Here is a 19,641-nt window from a genome sequence, read left to right as displayed (position 1 = left end):
TTTTACGCCTGCACCAATACCAAAACACCGGAGGATGGCATCCCTTTGCCAACGTGCCGGTTTTTGCATTATAGATTTATAAGAAACAGGAGTTAACACCATGGCATGTACATTAACCGCAGAACAAATCAAGCAGGTCAAGCCACTTGGCTTTCTGCACAATAAAGGCACCAATCTGTTTAACGGCAGAATCATAACCGCAAACGGAAAGATCACCGCTGCGCAGACCGCCGCTGTGGCGCTGGCCGCCGAAAAGTTCGGCAACGGCGAGGTGGAATTTACTACACGCCTGTCCATTGAGGTCCGCGGCATTCCTTTTGCGCAAATCGAAGCATTCCGCCAGTTTATTGCGTCCGTCGGGCTGGAAACCGGCGGCACCGGTTCGGTGGTGCGTCCGGTGGTTTCCTGCAAAGGAACCACCTGCCAGTACGGGCTGTATGATACCTTTGCGCTTTCGCAGAAAATCCATGAGCAGTTTTACAAGGGGTATCAAACAGTACAGCTGCCGCATAAGTTTAAAATTGCGGTTGGCGGCTGTCCGAACAACTGCGTAAAACCCACCCTCAATGATCTCGGTATTGTTGGTCAGCTGGTTCCCCGCGTGGATAAGGAAATGTGCAGAGGATGCAAAAAGTGCCAAATCGAAGCAGCCTGCCCGATGCACGCACCAAGGTTTGCAGACGATGGCGTCATGCATATCCATGAAGAAATCTGCAACCATTGCGGCCGCTGTGTGAAAAAGTGTCCTTTTAACGCGATTAAAAGCGGCACGCCCGGCTACCGGGTGTACATCGGCGGACGCTGGGGCAAGCAGACCGCACACGGCAAACCGTTACACAAAATTTTCACTTCGGAAGAGGAACTGCTGCGCGTGGTTGACAAGGCAATTCTGCTGTTCCGTGAGCAGGGCAAAACCGGCGAACGCTTTGCCCAGACCATTGACCGTCTGGGTTTTGAAAATGTGGAAAAGCAGCTGCTTTCAGATGAGATTCTGCAGCGCAAGCAGCAGATTCTGGACGCATAGCGGTAACTGGTCGGCGGTGCAATCTGCTGAAAATACCGTATGGAGAGGAGCTGCCGCTTTGCAGCTCCTTTTTTTACAACAAAAAACAACTTCAGGAAACAGGGTGACAATCATGCAGTTTGGCTTTTGGGGATTAAGTTACAAAAGTGCGGGACTAAACATTCGGGACAAGGCTTCCTTTACCGACAGCGCAAAGCTGACGTTTCTCAACCATGCGGAATCCTTCGGTGTGGAGCAGTGTCTGCTGCTTTCCACCTGCAACCGCACAGAAGCATATTTCTTTTTTACCCACTCGGAGCAGTATAACCAGATGAAGGCGCTGCTGGAGCGTACCTTTCCCGAAGTGCCGCTGGCAGACTGCCTGAACGGCTGTACCGGCAAGGATGCGCTGGCGCATCTGTTTGCCGTCACGGCAGGTCTGGAGTCACAGGTTCTGGGCGAAGACCAGATTCTGGGGCAGGTAAAAAGCGCACTCGACTTCACCAAAGCAATGGGCTTCAGCAAAAAGGAACTGAGCCGGGTGGTAACAGACGCAGTCGCGTGCGCCAAGCGCATCAAAACGGAGCTGAAAATCAGCGAAATTCCCCTGTCGGTCAGCTACGTCGGCATTTGCCAACTGAAAGCCGCCTGCGGCATTGCGGGACGCAGCGTGCTGATCCTCGGCAGCGGAAAAATGGCAGCTTTGGCGCTGCGCTATGTCTGCGACTGCGGTGCGGGCCATGTCATCGTTTGCTCCCGCACGCTGTCGCACGCGCAGGCACTGCAGCACGAATTTGCAGGTATCCGCATTATTGCTTATCCGGAGCGCTACGCCGCCCTGCAACAGAGCGACATCGTCATTTCCGCGACCTCTGCCCCCCATCTGGTTTTGCGCAGCTGTGACTGCACCGTAACCGACCCGCTGTACCTGCTGGATCTGGCAGCCCCGCGGGACATTGACCCTGCCTTCGCACAAAACCCACTGTGCCACCTGTGGGATTTGGACAGCTTGCAGCAGACTGTCCTGAAAAATCAGGAACAGCGGAATCAATTGGCAGAAAAAAGCAAAGCCTACATTCAGGAAGCACTGGAGGAAACCGGCCGCTGGCTTGCCGCCAGCCGGATGGACAGCACCATCGCCTCGCTGCAGCAGCGCTGCCGGGAAATCAGCGACGACAGTTTTCAGTATCTGGACCGCAGGCTGGAACTCACCGACCACGAGCAAAAAATTGTCCGGCGCACACTGGACGCAGCCCTGCGCCGCCTGCTGCGGGAGCCGATTCTGGAACTGAAGCGCCCGCACTCCAGTGAGGAACAGGAGCAGTACAAAGAGGTGGTTCGCCGGCTGTTTCAGATTGAACAGGAGGAACACGTTTCATGAAAATAAAGATTGGAACCCGCGGCTCCAAACTGGCACTGATACAAACAGAAACCGTCTGTGACAAACTGCGGCAGGCTTATCCGGAGCATACCTTTGAAATCGAAATCATCTCCACAAAGGGAGATGTGGTGCAGAACCGCCCGCTGCATGAAATTGGTGGCAGCGGCCTGTTTGTGCGGGAAATCGAGCAGAAGCTTTTGCAGGATGAAATTCAACTGGGTGTGCACAGCATGAAAGATATGCCCGCTGTGCTGCCGGAAGGACTGGTCTTTGCCAAGGCATGGCCGCGCGAAGATCCGCGCGACGCTTTAATCCTGCGAGAAACCCCCTCGCTGCAGGAACTGCCGCAAGGTGCGGTTATCGGTACCGGCAGCAAGCGGCGCGCGTTTCAGCTGCTGGCGCTCCGGCCGGATCTGAGAATTGTCAATCTGCGCGGCAATGTTGACACCCGCCTGCGCAAGATGGAGGAGCAGAAGCTAGACGGCATCGTGCTGGCAGCCGCCGGTCTGCACCGGCTTGGACTGCAGCAGCGCATTACACAGTATCTGGAACCGGCGCAGATGATTCCCTCCCCGACGCAGGGATTTCTCGCACTGGAGTGCCGGCGTGAAAACACTGGTCTGCTGCAAATGCTCCAAGCATTCAGCGAGGAAAACGCTGAAACGACCGCACAGGCTGAGCGTGCGTTCCTGCGTGAAATCGGCGCGGACTGCCATATGCCAGTCGGTGCGCTCTGCACCCCACAGAACGGTGCGTTCCGTCTGGACGCGCTGTATGGTCGGGAAGACGGCAGCCGCCTTGCCCGCGCGTCTGTCACCGGCAGCGACCCGCAGCGGCTTGCCGCACAAGCCGCCCGCCGGATTCGCAGCCAGCTGGCCGGCACCGTCTGTCTGGTCAGCGGCGGCCCCGGAGACAGCGAACTGGTCACCGTCAAGGGGCTGCGGCAGATTCGTGAAGCCGACTGCATTCTGTACGACCGGCTTTCTCCAGCGGAGCTGCCCACCCTTGCCAAGCCGCAGTGTGAAAAAATCTTCGTCGGCAAGCAGAACGCCCACCCCTCCATGCGGCAGGACGCCATCAACCGCCTGCTGATTGCCAAAGCCATGCAGTACGACAAAGTGGTACGTCTGAAAGGCGGGGACGCTTACGTCTTTGGGCGCGGCGGCGAAGAGGCACTTGCCCTGCGGGAAGCCGGCGTGCCCTTCTCGGTAATTCCCGGCGTCAGTTCCGCCACGGCAGGTCTTGCCTGTGCCGGCATTCCCATTACGCACCGCGGCATTGCCTCCGGTTTTCATGTACTGACAGCACACGGACAGACGGATGCTCTTGCCGATATCGACTTTGACGCATTGGCAAAAAGCCGCGAAACCTGCGTCTTCCTGATGGGGCTAAGCAAGGTCGGCGAAATTACTCAACGACTGCTGCAAGCCGGCATGGACGGGCAAACCGACGCGGCAGTGATTTCCTGCGCCGCCACGCCCCGGCAGCGTGTCTGCACAGCGGACTTACAGCATCTGGCAAAGGCTGTGGAAGCAGCCTGCCTGCCCTCTCCTGCCCTCATTGTGGTCGGCGGCGTGGTGCGGCTGCGGGACAAGCTGAATTTCTTTGAGAAGCAGCCCCTGTTCGGCAAGCGGTGTCTGGTGCCCAAAATCGGCACGCGCCCCGCGCCGCTGGCACAGAAACTGCGCGCGTGCGGCGCGGAAGTGCAGGAAGTTACCGTCGGTGAAATCGTGCAGATTCCGGCGGCGCTCTCTGCAGAAAAGCTGCAGGCAGTCCGCTGGATACTCTTTACCAGCCGGAATGGAATCGATGCGTTTTTCGCTTCCCTGCAGGCTGCCGGATTGGACAGTCGCAGCCTTGCCAACACAAAAATCGCGGTCATTGGGCACAGCACAGGCAGGCACCTGCGGCAATACGGTCTGCACCCTGACCTGACCGCAGAAACAGCAAACAGCAGCAGCCTGTGTCAAACGCTTGGCCGGGTGCTTTCGCTGTCTGACACGGTGTGGTACCCCAAAGCCGCGCAGGCCGACCATAGCATTCGGGACGTGCTTGCCGCATTCTGCCATTTTGAGGAACTTCCCATTTACGAAAACCGTCCGGTTCCCCCAAAGGAGTTTGACCCCACTTTCGCTGCATCCTGCGAAGCGGTCTTCTTTACCTGTGCTTCCTCTGCAAAGCGCGTGCTGCAGGCGCTGGGGCACGTTCCCGCGGCGTGGGGCACACAGACCACCGTGGTCAGCATCGGGCCAAAGTGCAGTGCAGCCCTGCGGCAGTGCGGCGTTGCTTCCATTCTGGAGGCAGACAGCGCCTCGCCGGATGCCATGGTTAAGGCACTGCTGGCACAGCAAAAACTGCAGTAAAAAGGCCGCCGGCAAACCTGCGCGGCGGCAAAATAAATCCAGTCCCGTTTATAAAGCGGCAAAGGCGGAAGGGCTCAGACCCTCCCGTTTTTTAAATGTGCGGCTGAAGTAATAAATATCGCTGAAACCTGCCTTGCGGGACGCTTCCGAAACGGACATTCCCTCTTTCAGCAAAACCTTTGCGCGGCTAATGCGGATACCGATTAAATAGTCAACCGGTGACTTACCCGTGACAGTCTTGAAAATTTTTCCCAGATAGGATTCGCTGATTTGCACACAGGCTGCCAGCTGCGCCAGTGTGAGCGGCTCTGTAAAGTGTCGGGTCATGTAGTGGATAACCGTTTCTACCTTTTGGGCGGCAGAGAAATCATAGGGGCGCCTTTGCACTGCCTGAAACAGCAGCAACAGAATCTGGGTGAAAATCTCGCGCACCTGCCGGTCTGACGGGTCCGGAACAGAAAGCGCGGTTTCATTCATTTGGAAAAACAGAGTCGTCAGCCGATCCATTAAGTATGGCTCTGCCAAATGCTGCTGAAAGGAAAACGGCAGCGCCGGCTCGCGCGACTGCCAGGTACCGTCAAAGAAAGTTGGGCAGATATACGTAAAATCCACCGCGAAGCTTTTCATCGGGCAGTCGGCAAAGGTATGGGCGGTGCGGTAGTCCCCCGGCTTAAAGTAAAACAGGTCGCCGGCCGCCGCCGGCTTCGCGGTGCCGTTGCAGGTGAATTCGGCCCTGCCGCCGTACACCAGCATCAGGTTGTGACACGCTGTTCGGTTGTCGAGAAACCACTCCGGCAGCGCAACGCGGTTGACGGTATAGAAGATATGCGGAAAAATATTGCAAATGGAATTTCTGTCCTGTACCTGCATAACGTTCCTCTCTGTTGTTTGAAAATTTACAGCTGTTCCCCAGCAGTATAAAGGATTTTGGCGGGGATTGCAAGGCGCGCCTCGGCAGAAAACCGCGCCCGGCGGCGGCACCCTGCCGCAAAATTTTTGCAGCCGCTATTTTCCCGGCGGAGTACGAAATTGTGCAAACAGCGTGAAATAGGTCATGGCTTTTTTTAAAAAATCGTGTATACTGAATGCGAATTCACCAAGCCGCTGCAACCGAACCGCCGGCGGCCGCATAAATCGTCAAAACGCAATGCGTATGCGCAGGGATAAGGAGCATGAAAATGGAATTTTCGTTCGTCAAGGGCGGCACCGCCGCCTGCTGGATTTTGGAACGCGAAGCATACACCGGTGTCGCAAAAATTGCAAAGAAAGTCTGCGGCGACACCCAGCTGGTCACCGGCGTCTGCCCGGAAATTCGGCTGAATCCCGCAGGCTGCGCCGCCCCGGTCATTATCGGCACCTTGGCGCACAGTCCGCTGCTGCAGCAGCTGGAGCAGGCGGGAAAAGCGGACTTTTCCGCCATCCGCGGCAAGTGGGAAACGTTTTCGTTTCAACTGGTTTCCAAACCTTTTGCAGGGGTGGAGCAGGCACTGGTCATTGCCGGCAGTGACAAGCGCGGCACCATTTACGGTCTGTTTCACTTGTCCGAGCTGCTGCACGTTTCTCCGTGGGTGCGCTTCGGGGATGCGGTTCCGCAGAAACAGACAAAGGTTACTTTTACGGAAAAGGACAATTTCATTTCCAAGGAACCGTCAGTCAAATACCGTGGGTTTTTTATCAATGACGAATGGCCCGCTTTCGGTAACTGGACCTTTGCGCACTTCGGCGGCTTCACCGCAGAAATGTACGACATGATTTTTGAAACCCTGCTGCGGCTCAAGGGCAACTACCTCTGGCCTGCCATGTGGACCTCCTCCTTCACGCTGGACGGCCCCGGCGAAGAAAATGCAAGGCTGGCAGATGAGTACGGCGTGGTCATGTGCAACTCCCACCACGAACCTTGCCTGCGCCACAGTGAGGAATGGGACAAAGTGCGCGGCGAAAACTCGCCCTACGGCAACGAGTGGAACTACTACACCAACCGCGAAGGGCTGCTGCGCTACTGGCACGACGGTTTACAGCGCAGCGGAAAGTATGAAAACGTCATCACCATTGGTATGCGCGGCGAGCGGGATTCCTCTATGCTGGGTCCGGACGCCACACTAAAGCAGAACATCGACCTGCTCAAGGACATCATCACCGAGCAGCGTCGGCTCATTACCGAAACGGTCACACCGGTTTCCGGAGAAATGCCGCAGATGCTGGCACTTTACAAAGAAGTAGAAGCGTATTTTTACGGAGACAAAAGCACTCCCGGTCTGAAAGACTGGGACGGTCTGGACGGCGTTACCCTGATGCTCTGTGAAGATAACTTTGGCAATATGCGCACTCTGCCCACCGAAGCGCTGCGCGGTCACCGCGGCGGCTGGGGAATGTACTACCATTTCGACTACCATGGCGGTCCCGTTTCGTATGAATGGGTCAACAGCTCCTACCTGCCCAAGGTGTGGGACCAGATGACCGAAGCCTATGAATTCGGCATCCGTGACATCTGGGTGGTCAACGTCGGCGATTTGAAGTTTCAGGAGTATCCCCTCAGCTTTTTCATGGATCTGGCGTATGACTATGAAAAATGGGGCAGCAAAAACCTGAACGCGCCGGAAGAATATCTGCAAAGCTGGGTGCAGCGTGAATTCCGCGCGCTGCCGCCGCGGCAGAAAACCCTGCTGGCAGATGTGATGCGCGGATACACCAAGCTCAGCCATAACCGCAAGCCAGAAGCCCTGCGGCCGGACACCTACCATCCGGTGCACTATGCCGAGGCGGAGCGAGTTTTGCGGCAGGCAGAGGGAATCAAGGAAAAACTGGAGTTTTTAAAGCAGAATGTGCCGCAGGAACTGCTGCCGGAATTCTGGGAACTAGTGTACTACCCCGCCATGGGAAATCTCAATGTGTTGGAGCTGAACCTATACGCCGGCTGGAATCATTTTGCGGCAGAAGTCGGCGCGACCATCGCGAATGATTACGCGGAAGCCATGAAAGCCTGCCTCGCGCGCGACCGCGCGCTGACGGAAACCTTCCACCATCTGCTCGGCGGCAAATGGAACGGCATGGGACTTTCCGAACACATCGGCTTTACCCACTGGAATGATGAGGACTGCCGCTATCCGGTACAGATGTCTGTGGAGCCTGCCGGCAAGCCGCGTTTGGTAGGCTATGTAGCAGGAGAAGGCACCTGCACCTCCGGCGGTGACTGGACGGGAAAGCCGCTTTTGATGCGGCAGTTCCTGGAGGCGGGCATCAACACCGGCAGCTTCGTCCTGCTCAATGCCAGCGCGGCGCCGGTCGCTTTCACCGTGGACTGCGATGTTCCCGGCGTCACGTTTTCCAAAACCGTGGGCGTCGTTTCCAAGCGGGAAGAAATTCAAGTGACCGTCAACAAAACGCTTCTGCCGAAAGACAGCAGCTTCACCGTCCGGTACACGGGGGGAAACCTGCGCTTTGTACTCTGCGCCGACTATGCGGTGCTGCCCCAGTGCCCGCCGAAAACTTTTCTGGAAGCAGGCGGTCTGATTTCTATCGAAGCAGAGCACTTCGCTGCCTGCCGGCCGGGAAACGGCGGTGCTTTCACCGTTCTGCCGGCATACGGAAAAACGCTTTCCGGCGTCAAGGCGCTGCCCTGTACCGCAAGCTTCACACCGAAAACCGCACCTTGCCTGGATTACGCTGTACGCACCACCGGCGCCGGTGTATGGACCGCCCTGTTTTACAGCGCGCCCGCCAATCCGCCGGAGAGTGGACAGAACCTGTCCTTCGGCCTGCAGGTAAATCATGAGGAAACACAAACTGTGACGCTGCTGCCAGAGGGCTACGATGCCGGCAATCCTGCCTGCGCGCCGTGGTGCGAAATGGTGCTGGATCAGATTCGGGTGACACCGTGCCGGGTATCTCTGCAGGATGGTATCAACACCTTGCGCGTTTTTGCCCTGGACCCCGGCTTTACACTTGAAAAAATCGTTTTGGTTCGCAGTACGGACCGCCTGCTGTCCTCATATCTGGGACCGCAGGAAACCTATTTCTGCGAATAACACGAAAACGAATTTCACTTTTTATTTGACTTTAAAGAAAGAAGGAACCACAGAATGAACGGACCGGTTGCACCAAAAGATCCTGAGAAAAAACGCCCCTATTTTTACATTATGCGCGACAAGGAAGTGTTCGGCGCAAAGCAGGAAAGCGGCAAAGGCGTCCAGTTTATTTATGAGGACAACGGCCGCCTCATTAACAGCGCGCAAATTGCGGGCAACATCACCGATGAAGCCACCCTGGACCTGCTGAAAACAACTGCCGGTTTCCGGAAGCTGGTACACAGCATCGGCGTTAGCGCACAAACGGAAAATCCGAACGAAGCCCTGGAATTTGTCTTTCAGATGTACGGCAAAACGGACGTTTACGGCAGCGGCACCAACATCCGCGCCAAACTGACCGGCAACGGCATGGAAACCCGCATCCACCTCAACGAAATTGCGTGGTCGGCAGAGGATAACGTGCCGGGACAGATTCGGTTCGAGTTTGACACACCGGAGCTTCTGGCAAACGTCAGTGTGCGCTTCTACTTAAATGACGGCTTTACCGCCCCCGAACCGATCGAAGACCAGGCAATCGACTTTGCTTCGGGCGACTACAAAAAAATGATTGCACGTTCCCTGCTGCAATTGGGCAACACCGCCCGCCTGAAAAAAGCGGCCGCCAAAGCACAGCGCGGCGAGGATGTCACCATTGCATTCATCGGCGGCTCCATCACGCAGGGTGCAGGCGCCACGCCCATCAACACAGAAAGTTATGCCTATCAATTTTACCGCCGCTTCGCGGAAACATACGGCACAGGCAGCAATGTTCACCTGATTAAAGCCGGTGTCGGCGGCACACCGTCTGAGTTGGGCATGATTCGTTTTGAACGCGACGTGCTGCGCGACGGCAGTGTCAAACCCGACCTCGTGGTCATTGAATTTGCCGTCAACGACGAAGGGGACGAAACCAAAGGAATCTGCTACGAAAGTCTGGTGCGCAAAGCCTTGAAGCTGCCGGAGCAGCCCGCTGTGATTCTGCTGTTCTGCGTGTTTGCGCACGACTGGAACCTGCAGGAGCGCCTTTCGCCTGTCGGCAAGCTGTACCACCTGCCCATGGTCAGCATTCTGGACGCGGTCAGTCCGCAGTTCCCACTAAAGCCGGGCGAAGGCCGTGTGCTGTCTAAAAATCAGTTCTTCTACGATGTGTTCCATCCGAGCAACACGGGGCACCTCATCATGGCAGACTGCTTGGCGTATCTGGTAAAGCAGGCTGTGGCGCAGAAGAAAACGGAAGCCGACCAAACGGAAGCGCTTCTGCAGCAGAAGCCGGTTCTGGGCGGCACCTATGAAGATGTCCGCCTGCTGGACCGCAAAGATAACTTTATCGGTGCAAAAATCGACTGCGGCAGTTTTGCGGAACATGACGATGACCTGCAGTGCGTAGAGCAGGACGACCATCTGGAAACCACGCCGGAGTTCCCGTACAACTGGTGTCACACCGGCACAGAAACCAATAACGATGCTTTCCGGCTGCAGCTTACCTGCAAGGCACTGCTGCTGGTTTACAAAGACTCCGGTGAAACCAATGCCGGTCAGGCGGATGTTTTTGTGGACGGCAAAAAAGTGATGACCGTCAACCCCCGCACCATCGGCTGGACACACTGCAACCCGCTGATTCTGTTCCATGAGGAAACCGCCAAAGCACACACGGTAGAGCTTCGCATGGTGGAAACAGACCGCAGCAAGAAATTTACCATTCTGGGCTTCGGCTATGTAAAATAGCTTTTAGAAAAGGACAGTGCCGCTTTCGGGGCACTGTCCCTTTTTGTCCGGCAATTTATTCTGGCAGCAGCGTTCTTTTCGACAGCGTTTTCTTTACTCTCTTTGCAGAAAGAATTAGGATGAAGACAAGAGCAACCGTGCATGGGGCGGGTTCCCCTCTGTGTGTATCACGAGGGGGAAAGTGCAATGGATACTTATCAAACATTCTGTTTGATCTTTCTGGCAGGAAATTTTCTGCTTGCACTGCTGACTTATGTAAGTAAGCATCAGCAATAAAAAGACCTACCCTGCTATGCCCAGCCGGGTAGGTGCGACTTCTTAGAAGCCATTTACATCAGCGGAGGGTAACCACTTTGTGGGCGGCTGCTCTTGCTAACCAATATACCATAGGCATTGGCTCCTTGCAAGTCAAAAAAAGCCGCGTGCGTGCGGCTTTTTTTGACGCCGGTGTGTCAAACGCCGTCGGCTGTTTTCCCTTTTCAGCGGCGCAGGGAAAGTCACAGCGGATTGTGGGGATTTATCGGGCACGAAACTTCAAAGACGGAAAAGCTTCACAGATGCCAGATCTCCTGCGCATACTGCCGGATGGTACGGTCGCTGGTGAAAGGCCCTGCCGCCGCAATGTTCAGCAGGCACTTCTTTGCAAACGCATCCCGGTTCCGGTAGTCCGCATTGGCGCGCAGACGCGCATCACAGTACGGCAGGAAGTCCTGCAGCAGGTAATAATTGTCCGGCTTGTGCCAGCTGGCGCCTTCGAGCAGCGAATCATACAGCTCGCGAAACCAACCGCTGCCGCCATCGGTCAGGGTGCCGTCCACCAAAGTATCCACCACGCGGCGGATGCGCGGTTCCTGCTCGTACAGTGCCTTGGGATGGTAGGTATCCTTGATTTTCTCAAGGTCCTCGACGCGTGCGCCGAAAATGTAATTGTTCTCTTCTCCCGCATTTTGCACAATTTCGATATTGGCACCGTCGTAGGTGCCCATGGTCACGGCGCCGTTCATCATAAATTTCATGTTGCTGGTACCGGAAGCCTCTGTGCCGGCGGTGGAAATCTGCTCGCTGATGTCTGCGGCGGGAATCAGCTTTTCCGCATAGGAAACATTGTAGTTGCTCACAAAAATCACCTGCATGACGCGGTTGACCGCATTGTCATAATTCACGAGGTTGGCAACTTCATTGATGAACTTGATAATGCCCTTGGCGCGGACATAGCCCGGCGCGGCCTTTGCCCCAAAGATAAACGTCGTGGGGTAAAAATCCCGAATCCGTCCGTCTTTCAGCCCGAAGTAGGTATCCAGAATGGAAAACGCATTGAGCAGCTGCCGCTTGTACTCATGCAGGCGCTTGACCTGTATGTCGAAGAGGTTTTCCGTATTTAAGCCAAAGTTGTCTTTTCGGTACATATAATCGGCAAGCTGATTTTTCTTTTCGCGCTTGATGCGCAGGAACTGCTCGCGTGAGGCGGCATCCTCCGCATAGGGCTTCAGTTTTGCAAGCTGCGAAAAATCTGTAATCCAACCGGTGCCGATTCGGTCGCTGATAAACGCGGCAAGCTCCCGATTGCACAACTTCAGCCAGCGGCGCTGAGTTACGCCGTTGGTTTTGTTGTTAAAGCGCTCCGGATACAGCGCGTACCACTCCGGCAGAGCGGTGTGCTTGATGATTTCCGTATGAATCTTTGCCACACCGTTGGTGGAGTGTGTCGCATAAATTGCCATGCGCGCCATGTGCACCATGCCGTCCTGAATCAGGTTGTACTTCCAGGTGTCTGAAATCTGCTTCTGCACAAGCGCATTGGAAAGGCGGTTCTGCAGCAGCACGACATACGGATACACTTCCGGCAAAACGGACTGGAACAGCGGCAGGCTCCACTTTTCAAGTGCCTCCGCCATGATGGTGTGATTGGTATACGCAAAGGTCTGCTGTACCACCGCAAATGCTTCTTCAAATGCCATGTGCCCTTGTGTCATGAGCAGACGCAGCAGCTCGGGAATGGAAACCGTGGGGTGCGTATCATTCAGTTGAATGGCATACTGCTCCGCAAAACGGCTGTAATCCGTTCCAAACTGTGCTGTGTATGCGTTCAGCAGGCTCTGCAGCGACGCACTGGAAAAGAAATACTGCTGCTTTAAGCGCAGGCGCTTGCCCGCCTCGGTGTCGTCATTCGGATACAGTACCGCTGAAATGGCCTCCGCATCATTTTCCTGCTGCACCGCTTCGTGGTACTTCTGCGCATTAAATAATTGAAAGTTAAACGGCTCCAGTGCCTCTGCCTGCCACAGGCGCAGGGTGTTCACGGTTTTGCCGCCGTAGCCGATAATCGGCATATCGTACGGAACTGCCCAGACGCTCTGGCCGCCGAAGTCCACGCGCACCTTTTCCTCCTCGCGGCGGACACTCCACGGGTCGCCCCAAGCAAGCCAGTTATCTGCTTCCTCCTGCTGGCAGCCGTAAGTAAAGTGCTGCTTAAAAAGGCCGTACCGGTAGCGGATGCCGTACCCCATCAGCGGGATTCCCTGCGTGGCGGCGCTGTCCAAAAAACAGGCAGCCAGGCGGCCCAGACCGCCGTTGCCAAGGGCGTCATCCTCCACTTCTTCAAACACATTCGGGCTGATGCCCGCATCATGCAGCAGCGCTTCAGTTTCATCCAGCAGCCCCAAGTTGAGCAGGTTGCTGTGAATCAGCCGCCCCAGCAGAAACTCCGCCGAAAAGTAGCAGGCGGTTTTTCCGGTAACCGGTCGCTGCCAAGTGTCCCAGCAGGTGTCAAGCGCAGCCGCTGACACCGCATTATAAAGCTGTTTGGTGTTTGCTTTTGCCGGCTCCGTGTGGTATGTTTCCTTTAATTTTTTGACGATTGCCTCCTGAAATGGCTGCATATGCAGACCCTCCTTTGTTTCTCAAGCTTTTGAATCCTCTGCTGCCGCGGCTCCTATTTGCTGCACTGCCGGCAGGCGGGCGTACAGTTCGCAAAAATCGTGCATTCTGGTGCTGAGCGCGTCTGTCAGCTGACCCGGCAGCAGCCGCCAGCGCCAGTTGCTGCCGATGGTGGACGGAAAGTTAATGCGCGCTTCGTTGCCCAACCCCAACCAGTCCTGCAGCTGCAGCACCGCTGTATCCGCAGTGCTTGCATACGCCGCCCGAATGCAGGCGGCAGGCAGGTGCTTTTTCTTGTGAACGTGCAGGTAGTCACACGCAAAGTGCAGGCTGGCGCGCGGCTGGTGTCTGAAAAAGCCGACCAACGTTTCATTGTCGTGTGTGCCGCCATACACCACGCAGTTCTTTTCGTAGTGGCAGGGCAAATTGGTGTTTGCGCTTCCGCTGTCAAAGGCAAACTCCAGCACCTTCATGCCGGGGTAACCCGCCGCGTCCCGCAGCTCCTCAACCTCCGGCACCACGCAGCCCAGATCCTCGGCAATCACCTTGGACTCTCCCATCACGGAGCGGATAGCGTTTACCAGTGCCGCACCGGGACCGCGCCGCCACACGCCATTTTCCGCTGTGGCATCCCCATAAGGAATGGCATAGTAGCGAACAATGCCGATAAAGTGGTCAATTCGCACCACATCGTAAATCTGCGCGGAAAAAGCCATTCGCTTTTTCCACCATGCAAAGCCGTCCCGTTCCATGGCATCCCAGTCATACAACGGATTTCCCCACAGCTGCCCGGTTGCACTGAAATTGTCCGGCGGTACGCCTGCCACCGCAGTCGGGCAGCGCTTTTTGTCCAACTGAAATAAATCTGGATGCAGCCAGACATCCGCGCTGTCCAGAGAAACGTAAATGGGCAAATCGCCGATAATCCGGATTCCGCGCGCATTGGCGTATGCTTTTAGTTTATACCATTGTGTAAAGAATTTGAACTGACAGAATTTCCAAAAATCAATGTCTTCCTGCAGGTTTTTGCGGTACTTTTCGAGCACATCCGGCTGCGCCGTACGCAGCTCTTCCGGCCACTTCAGCCATTCGTGCGCCTCAAAATGTGTTTTGACCGCCATATACAGGCTGTACTCCTCCAACCACGCCCGGTTCTCTATACAAAACGTCTGGTACGCCTTTCCGGTGCGGTGCCGGCTGCGCGCAAACGCCCTGCGCAAAACCGGAAAGCGGTACTGGTAGATTTTTGCGTAGTCCACATCTGCCGGATCTGCCCCCCAGTCCGGCGCGTCAGCCTCGTCCTGCATCAGCAGCCCCTCCTGCACCAGGGTTTCCAGGTCAATAAAATACGGGTTTCCCGCAAACGCCGAAAAGCTCTGGTACGGACTGTCCCCATAGCTGGTCGGGCCAAGCGGCAGCACCTGCCAGTAACGCTGCCCCGCCGCCTGCAGGAAGTCCACAAATCGGTAGGCTTCTCTGCCAAACGTCCCGATTCCAAAACGTGACGGCAGGCTGGACACCGGAAGAAGCACCCCGGCGCCGCGGCCGAGTCTTGGCTGCTTCCCTATGCTTTTCATAAGCACACCCCTCTTCTGCTTTTGTTTGTTCCCGCTGATGTTCAGCCTTTGACCGCGCCGGCAACAACACCCGCAATGATGTATTTTTGACAGAATGCATAGAAAATAATAATCGGGATAATGGCAAGAATCAGCATGGCCATCATAGCACCCATGTCAATGCTGCCGTAACCGCCCTGCAGGTACTGAATGGCAATCGGTACGGTCGGGTAATCCTTGCCCATTACCAGATAGGGCATCAGGTAGTCGTTCCACACCCACATTGTGTTTAAAATAGCCACCGTGATGGCGGTTGGCTTCATCACCGGAAACACCACTCGGAAAAAGCACTGCAGCGGGCTGCAGCCGTCAATGGTTGCGGCCTCTTCGATATCAACTGGAATCCCCTTGACAAAGCCCGCAAACATAAACACCGACATACCGGCGCCAAAGCCAAGGTACAGCACCAAAATGCCCACCGGATTATCCAGGTGCAGCACATTTGCAACCTTCGTCATGGCAAACATAACCATTTGAAACGGAATGACCATGGAGAAAACGAACAGATAGTACAGCGTGCCGGTGTAGCGGTTTTTGACGCGCGTTACAAACCACGCGGTCATGGCGGTGAACAGCACAATCAGCGCCACCGCAAACACGGTAATGAACACCGAACGCCCCAGCGCCTCCCAAAAATGAATTTTTTCAATGCCGTTCAAATAGTTCTTGCCGCCAACAAAGGTCTTGGGCTGAATGCCCGCCTCGCCCAAATCCATTTTAGAAAACGTTGGAAAGGTAAACGGCTGATCAGAAATAAAGAGTTTCCCCTTAAAGGAATTCATCAGCACAATGAGAATCGGCCCGATGAACACACAGGAAAGCAAAACCATCAGAACGGTGATGACCGCGTTCACTGCTTTTTTCCGCTGTTTCATCAGTTTTCAACCTCCTTTCCGCGTGTCAGCCGCAGCTGCAGCATGGCAATCGCCGCCACAATCACGGTAAAGACCACAGCTTTTGCCTGACCGACACCTTCAAATCCGGGACGGCTATAAAACGTCTTGTAAATGTCCAGCGCAACCAACGCGGAGTCGTTGCCCGGCGCGCCGTTGGTCAGAGCAAGGTTCTGGTCAAAGAGTTTGAACGAATTGGTCAGCGTCATGAACATACAGATGGTGATGGCTGGCATGACCATGGGAATTTTCACATGGATGAGCGTTTGCCATGCCGTCGCGCCGTCAATCTGCGCTGCCTCCAGCAAATCAGGGCTGACATTCTGCAGACCCGCTATGTAAATGACCATCATATAGCCGGTCATTTGCCAGCACATCAGGATGATCAGGCCCAGAATTCCATACTTGCCGTCACTGGTCAGTGTCAGCTCATACTTGGCAAGCACGCCGTTGAAAATCAGCTGCCAGATGTACCCCAGCACAATGCCGCCAATTAAGTTCGGCATAAAGAAAATGGTACGAAACACACTGGTTGCACGCATTTTGCGCGTCAGCATCAGTGCCAGGAAAAAGCCGAACAAATTGATGAGTACCACGCACGCAATGGTAAACACGACTGTGCGCCCCAGCGCCGCCAGAAAATTTGCATCCCCGGAAAACGCGCGGATGTAATTGGAAAAGCCGTTAAAGCGCGCATCGGTAACCGTTGTAAACTGTGCGAAGGAAAGTCCGCACCCCATGATAAAGGGAATCAAAAACGCAATGACAAAGCAGACAAGCGTTGGCAGTGTAAAAACAGCCCAGTACCTGCGCAGTGTTTTCTGCATGGCAAAGTTCCTCCTTCCGTCTTTCGGCAGACCGTTCTTTCCGCTGTCTGCGAAAAAAACGGAAACTGCCCCGAAAAAAGATAGTGCGTGCGTTTTTCTGCAACTGCACACACTAATCTTTTTGTGCAGCCGGCAAAGCGGCCGCTGTTTGGTTTTACTTACTGGCCGAAGCTTCTGTCTTCCAATCAGTCACAAATTCGTTTTTCACATCGTCCCAGGACTTCTGCCCCTGTGCATACTGCAGCAGCGCCGCGCCAAAGTTGTTTTTAAAGTTCTGACTCGGGAAGCAAGTGAAATCCCACGGAACGGTTTTTATACCGTCTTTATTTTGCCATTCTGTCACTTGTTTTGCAAGCGGATCATCCGGTGATTTGCCCTTAAAGGTATCGTAAGGTGCGATAAAGCCCAAACCATCGTCTCCGCTCTTGGTAACGTAATCCATGCCGTCACCGGTGTAAAGCCAATTCAAAAAGTCCAGAGAAGCCTTCTGGTCGTCCGCGCTGGCTTTGGAATTGATGCAGGCAAAGTTTTCGGTGCCGATGCACAGCCCCTGCTTTTCCTCGCCGGTGTGACCGATGTAGATGGGCAGAAACTTAATGTCTGACGCTTCCACCACATTGCCGTCGGTTTTGCTGATGTCGCTCCAGACCCAGTTGCCGTTCTGCACCATGGCGCACTGCCCCAGCGCAAACTCACCGGTGGAGTCGCCAACGCTCTTGCTGCCCAGCAGCTTTTTGTCAACGGTTGAGTTGTTCAGATACAGGTCAAAGATGTTCTTGTACTCGTTCGCATACTTGAAAGAAACTTCGCTGACACCGGAAGTAACCGCGGTATTGCTGTCTTCCAGTTCATAAGTAATTGGGATATTGGCAAGATGTGTCTGCCAGCGCCAGTCCTCGCCGGACTTCAGCGAAGTGCTTGCGAAAACACCCTTAATGCCCAGTTTGCTTTTCTTCGCCGTCATATCCTCTGCAACCGCTTTGAGCTTTGCAAAGTTGTTGATTTCATCCATGCTCTTAGCCTTGGCGCCGTCCAACTTAAAGTATTTATCCATGATGGCCTGGTTGTAAATGATGCCGTAGCCCTCAACTGCCAGCGGCAAACCGACTACTTTGCCGTCTCCCTTCAGTGCCAGCGACGCATCGGTCAGATGCTTGGTCAGGTCTGCATTGGTCAAATCCGCGCAATAGCTGCCCCAGGTTTTGTAACCCACCGGCCCGTTGCAGATAAAAATGGTCGGCGCGTCGCTTTTTGCCATCTCCGATTTCAGCGTCTGCTCATAGGTACCGGAAGCCGCTGTCTGTACCTTCACCGGAACGCCGGTTTTGTCGGTGTAGGCTTTTGCAATCGCCGTAAACTGATCCGCCTGTTCGGGCTTAAAGTTGAGGTAGTACACCTGCCCTTTGGCGGCGGTGGAACCCGTGGAACCGGCGGATGCTGCCGTGGAACTGCCGGTTGTCGACTGCCCGCATCCGCCGAAAGACACCGCCAGGGAGGCTGCCAGAGCTGCTGCAAAAATTTTCTTGTACGTGTGCTTCATCACAATACTCTCCTTTTCTGTATGCCGCGCATACATGTTTCAATACAAGCACCGTTTCAGATCGTTTACGAAAACGTTTCCGGATTTTAGATAACGATTTCGGTAACGTTTTCGTAGCTGCGCTTATCATAGCACAGCATTTTAAAATATGCAAGATGGTTTTGTGATATTTTTTATAATTTTTTATAATTTTTCTGATTTCCTATCTGATTCGTACAAGAGTGAAGAACAAAGCCCTGCAAAAAAAGCCGGTGACCCGGCTTTTGACGCACACACAAGCAGGCAGCTGCCTTCTGCTGCAGAGTCAGGGCTTTGCCGGTGCGGCACAGGAATTTCCGGCAACGATTTCGGTAGGGAAAACAATGTGGCGGTTCGACCCCTTATGCTCCATCAGGCTGATTAACACCTCAACGGTTTTCTTGGCGATGCTCTCTTTCGGCTGCCGCACGGTGCAGATGGAGGGTTCGTAAAACTGCGCGATTTCGGTGCCGTCGTACCCCATGACAGAAATATCCTGCGGTACACGCAGCCCCGCGTTGAAAATTGCCTTGCACGCACCCACCGCCAGCTGGTCTGCCACACAAAAAATTGCCGTCGGCCGTCGGCCGCTCGCCAGCAGCTCGCAGGTAGCGTCGTAGCCGCGCTGCATGGTGAACAGCCCGCAGTAGCGCACAAATCCCGGGTCAAAGCAAATGCCGTTTTTGCTCAGCTCAGCGCATCGCTGTAGCCGCGCAGGCGCTGGCTGGACACACCGCCCTCATCCTGCTCAATGCCGCCGAGAATGGCGATGTCCCGGTGACCAATGGCGCACAGGTAATCGACCGCCTCCATGGCCGCCTGCCGGTCATCCACGTGCACACTGGAGTACGCGGCGTGGTCAATGCCGGTCAGCGTTGTGGTGCAGAACACACTTGGCACCGGCAGGCGGCGCAGCTGCTCCAGTGAGTGAATGAAATATCCGCCGCAGATAATCAAACCCTGCAGCCGTTTTTCCATGACCAGCTGCACCGCTGTATCCACACCATCCACCCCATCGGTTACACGGTGCGGCACCAGCGCATAACCGTGCGTGTTGATTTCCGATTCAATAATATCGGAAAGATCCGTAATGAACGGCGTGGGGCTGCCCTCCATGAGCAGACCCACCGCATTGCTGTGCGTCCGCTTCAAATTGCGTGCGGCGTTGTTGGGCTGATAATCGCACGCAGCAATGACTTTCTGTACGCGCAGCTTGGTCGCTTCGCTGACATCCGGATAGTCATTCAGCACACGTGAAACGGTCGTAACCGACACGCCGGCCATTTTAGCGATATCCCGAATACTCAATGCACTCATTGTTTTTCAACTTCCTG

Annotated in this window: 14 protein-coding genes; 6 read left to right on the top strand and 8 right to left on the bottom strand. The window is 55.0% G+C overall.

The features are described 5' to 3' along the window. Window positions 1-100: 100 nt before the first annotated feature. The 3 genes from PXC00_RS03805 to hemC all read left to right on the top strand — a co-directional run bounded on the left by PXC00_RS03805 (window position 101) and on the right by hemC (window position 4,747). Window positions 101-1,024, top strand: coding sequence for a 4Fe-4S binding protein (locus PXC00_RS03805; RefSeq protein ID WP_275845972.1), 924 nt, complete (start codon window positions 101-103; stop codon window positions 1,022-1,024). Between the two features lie 112 nt (window positions 1,025-1,136). Further along, window positions 1,137-2,384: a glutamyl-tRNA reductase gene (gene hemA / locus PXC00_RS03800; RefSeq protein ID WP_275845971.1), complete on the top strand. Its 1,248-nt coding sequence runs from the start codon at window positions 1,137-1,139 to the stop codon at window positions 2,382-2,384. Next, window positions 2,381-4,747, top strand: a complete 2,367-nt coding sequence (hemC, locus tag PXC00_RS03795; protein WP_275845970.1) for a hydroxymethylbilane synthase — start codon at window positions 2,381-2,383, stop codon at window positions 4,745-4,747. Before hemA ends, hemC begins: the two co-directional genes overlap by 4 nt. Window positions 4,748-4,795: 48 nt before the next feature. On the opposite strand, the gene PXC00_RS03790 is transcribed toward hemC, so the two are convergent. After that, a complete protein-coding gene (locus tag PXC00_RS03790; RefSeq protein ID WP_275845969.1) occupies window positions 4,796-5,617 on the bottom strand; it encodes a helix-turn-helix transcriptional regulator in 822 nt (273 codons plus the stop codon). 308 nt (window positions 5,618-5,925) lie between these two features. Between PXC00_RS03790 and PXC00_RS03785 the strand changes: the two genes are divergently transcribed. The 3 genes from PXC00_RS03785 to PXC00_RS14080 all read left to right on the top strand — a co-directional run bounded on the left by PXC00_RS03785 (window position 5,926) and on the right by PXC00_RS14080 (window position 10,812). After that, window positions 5,926-8,772 carry a glycosyl hydrolase 115 family protein gene (locus tag PXC00_RS03785; protein WP_275845968.1) on the top strand — a complete coding sequence of 949 codons (2,847 nt, stop codon included), beginning with the start codon at window positions 5,926-5,928 and terminating at the stop codon, window positions 8,770-8,772. 54 nt (window positions 8,773-8,826) lie between these two features. Further along, window positions 8,827-10,536 (top strand): SGNH/GDSL hydrolase family protein, encoded by a 1,710-nt coding sequence (locus PXC00_RS03780; RefSeq protein ID WP_275845967.1) that lies wholly within the window; start codon window positions 8,827-8,829, stop codon window positions 10,534-10,536. A gap of 141 nt (window positions 10,537-10,677) precedes the next feature. Next, window positions 10,678-10,812, top strand: coding sequence for a putative holin-like toxin (locus tag PXC00_RS14080; RefSeq protein WP_328517246.1), 135 nt, complete (start codon window positions 10,678-10,680; stop codon window positions 10,810-10,812). Window positions 10,813-11,087: 275 nt separating this feature from the next. Here the strand turns inward: PXC00_RS14080 and PXC00_RS03775 are convergent, their stop codons facing one another. From PXC00_RS03775 to PXC00_RS03745, 7 genes are all read right to left on the bottom strand, one after another. Then, complete coding sequence (locus PXC00_RS03775; RefSeq protein WP_275845966.1) at window positions 11,088-13,415, bottom strand: glycogen/starch/alpha-glucan phosphorylase; 2,328 nt, start codon at window positions 13,413-13,415, stop codon at window positions 11,088-11,090. 21 nt (window positions 13,416-13,436) lie between these two features. Next, window positions 13,437-14,990 (bottom strand): 4-alpha-glucanotransferase, encoded by a 1,554-nt coding sequence (gene malQ / locus PXC00_RS03770; protein ID WP_275845965.1) that lies wholly within the window; start codon window positions 14,988-14,990, stop codon window positions 13,437-13,439. A 41-nt stretch (window positions 14,991-15,031) separates the two neighbouring features. Then, on the bottom strand, window positions 15,032-15,904 hold the full coding sequence (locus tag PXC00_RS03765; RefSeq protein WP_275845964.1) for a carbohydrate ABC transporter permease: 873 nt from the start codon (window positions 15,902-15,904) through the stop codon (window positions 15,032-15,034). Beyond that, window positions 15,904-16,749 carry a carbohydrate ABC transporter permease gene (locus tag PXC00_RS03760; RefSeq protein ID WP_275845963.1) on the bottom strand — a complete coding sequence of 282 codons (846 nt, stop codon included), beginning with the start codon at window positions 16,747-16,749 and terminating at the stop codon, window positions 15,904-15,906. Before PXC00_RS03760 ends, PXC00_RS03765 begins: the two co-directional genes overlap by 1 nt. A gap of 154 nt (window positions 16,750-16,903) precedes the next feature. Continuing rightward, the gene (locus PXC00_RS03755; protein WP_275845962.1) at window positions 16,904-18,289 is read right to left on the bottom strand and encodes an ABC transporter substrate-binding protein; all 1,386 of its coding nucleotides are present in this window, start codon (window positions 18,287-18,289) and stop codon (window positions 16,904-16,906) included. Window positions 18,290-18,593: 304 nt separating this feature from the next. After that, on the bottom strand, window positions 18,594-18,938 hold the full coding sequence (locus PXC00_RS03750) for a substrate-binding domain-containing protein (protein ID WP_316935090.1): 345 nt from the start codon (window positions 18,936-18,938) through the stop codon (window positions 18,594-18,596). A 56-nt stretch (window positions 18,939-18,994) separates the two neighbouring features. Further along, window positions 18,995-19,624, bottom strand: coding sequence for a LacI family DNA-binding transcriptional regulator (locus tag PXC00_RS03745; RefSeq protein WP_316935089.1), 630 nt, complete (start codon window positions 19,622-19,624; stop codon window positions 18,995-18,997). Window positions 19,625-19,641: the final 17 nt, after the last annotated feature.

Source organism: Caproicibacterium argilliputei, assembly GCF_029211325.2.
Lineage (GTDB): Bacteria > Bacillota > Clostridia > Oscillospirales > Acutalibacteraceae > Caproicibacterium > Caproicibacterium argilliputei.
This window is presented reverse-complemented; position numbering and strand designations above follow the sequence as displayed.

What these genes read in the sequence shown, in the direction of transcription:
- PXC00_RS03805 (WP_275845972.1), top strand. Translation starts at nt 101, where the DNA reads ATGGCATGTACATTAACCGCAGAACAAATCAAGCAGGTCAAGCCACTT.
- hemA (WP_275845971.1), top strand. Translation starts at nt 1,137, where the DNA reads ATGCAGTTTGGCTTTTGGGGATTAAGTTACAAAAGTGCGGGACTAAAC.
- hemC (WP_275845970.1), top strand. Translation starts at nt 2,381, where the DNA reads ATGAAAATAAAGATTGGAACCCGCGGCTCCAAACTGGCACTGATACAA.
- PXC00_RS03790 (WP_275845969.1), bottom strand. Translation starts at nt 5,617, where the DNA reads ATGCAGGTACAGGACAGAAATTCCATTTGCAATATTTTTCCGCATATC.
- PXC00_RS03785 (WP_275845968.1), top strand. Translation starts at nt 5,926, where the DNA reads ATGGAATTTTCGTTCGTCAAGGGCGGCACCGCCGCCTGCTGGATTTTG.
- PXC00_RS03780 (WP_275845967.1), top strand. Translation starts at nt 8,827, where the DNA reads ATGAACGGACCGGTTGCACCAAAAGATCCTGAGAAAAAACGCCCCTAT.
- PXC00_RS14080 (WP_328517246.1), top strand. Translation starts at nt 10,678, where the DNA reads ATGGGGCGGGTTCCCCTCTGTGTGTATCACGAGGGGGAAAGTGCAATG.
- PXC00_RS03775 (WP_275845966.1), bottom strand. Translation starts at nt 13,415, where the DNA reads ATGCAGCCATTTCAGGAGGCAATCGTCAAAAAATTAAAGGAAACATAC.
- malQ (WP_275845965.1), bottom strand. Translation starts at nt 14,990, where the DNA reads ATGAAAAGCATAGGGAAGCAGCCAAGACTCGGCCGCGGCGCCGGGGTG.
- PXC00_RS03765 (WP_275845964.1), bottom strand. Translation starts at nt 15,904, where the DNA reads ATGAAACAGCGGAAAAAAGCAGTGAACGCGGTCATCACCGTTCTGATG.
- PXC00_RS03760 (WP_275845963.1), bottom strand. Translation starts at nt 16,749, where the DNA reads ATGCAGAAAACACTGCGCAGGTACTGGGCTGTTTTTACACTGCCAACG.
- PXC00_RS03755 (WP_275845962.1), bottom strand. Translation starts at nt 18,289, where the DNA reads ATGAAGCACACGTACAAGAAAATTTTTGCAGCAGCTCTGGCAGCCTCC.
- PXC00_RS03750 (WP_316935090.1), bottom strand. Translation starts at nt 18,938, where the DNA reads ATGCAGCGCGGCTACGACGCTACCTGCGAGCTGCTGGCGAGCGGCCGA.
- PXC00_RS03745 (WP_316935089.1), bottom strand. Translation starts at nt 19,624, where the DNA reads ATGAGTGCATTGAGTATTCGGGATATCGCTAAAATGGCCGGCGTGTCG.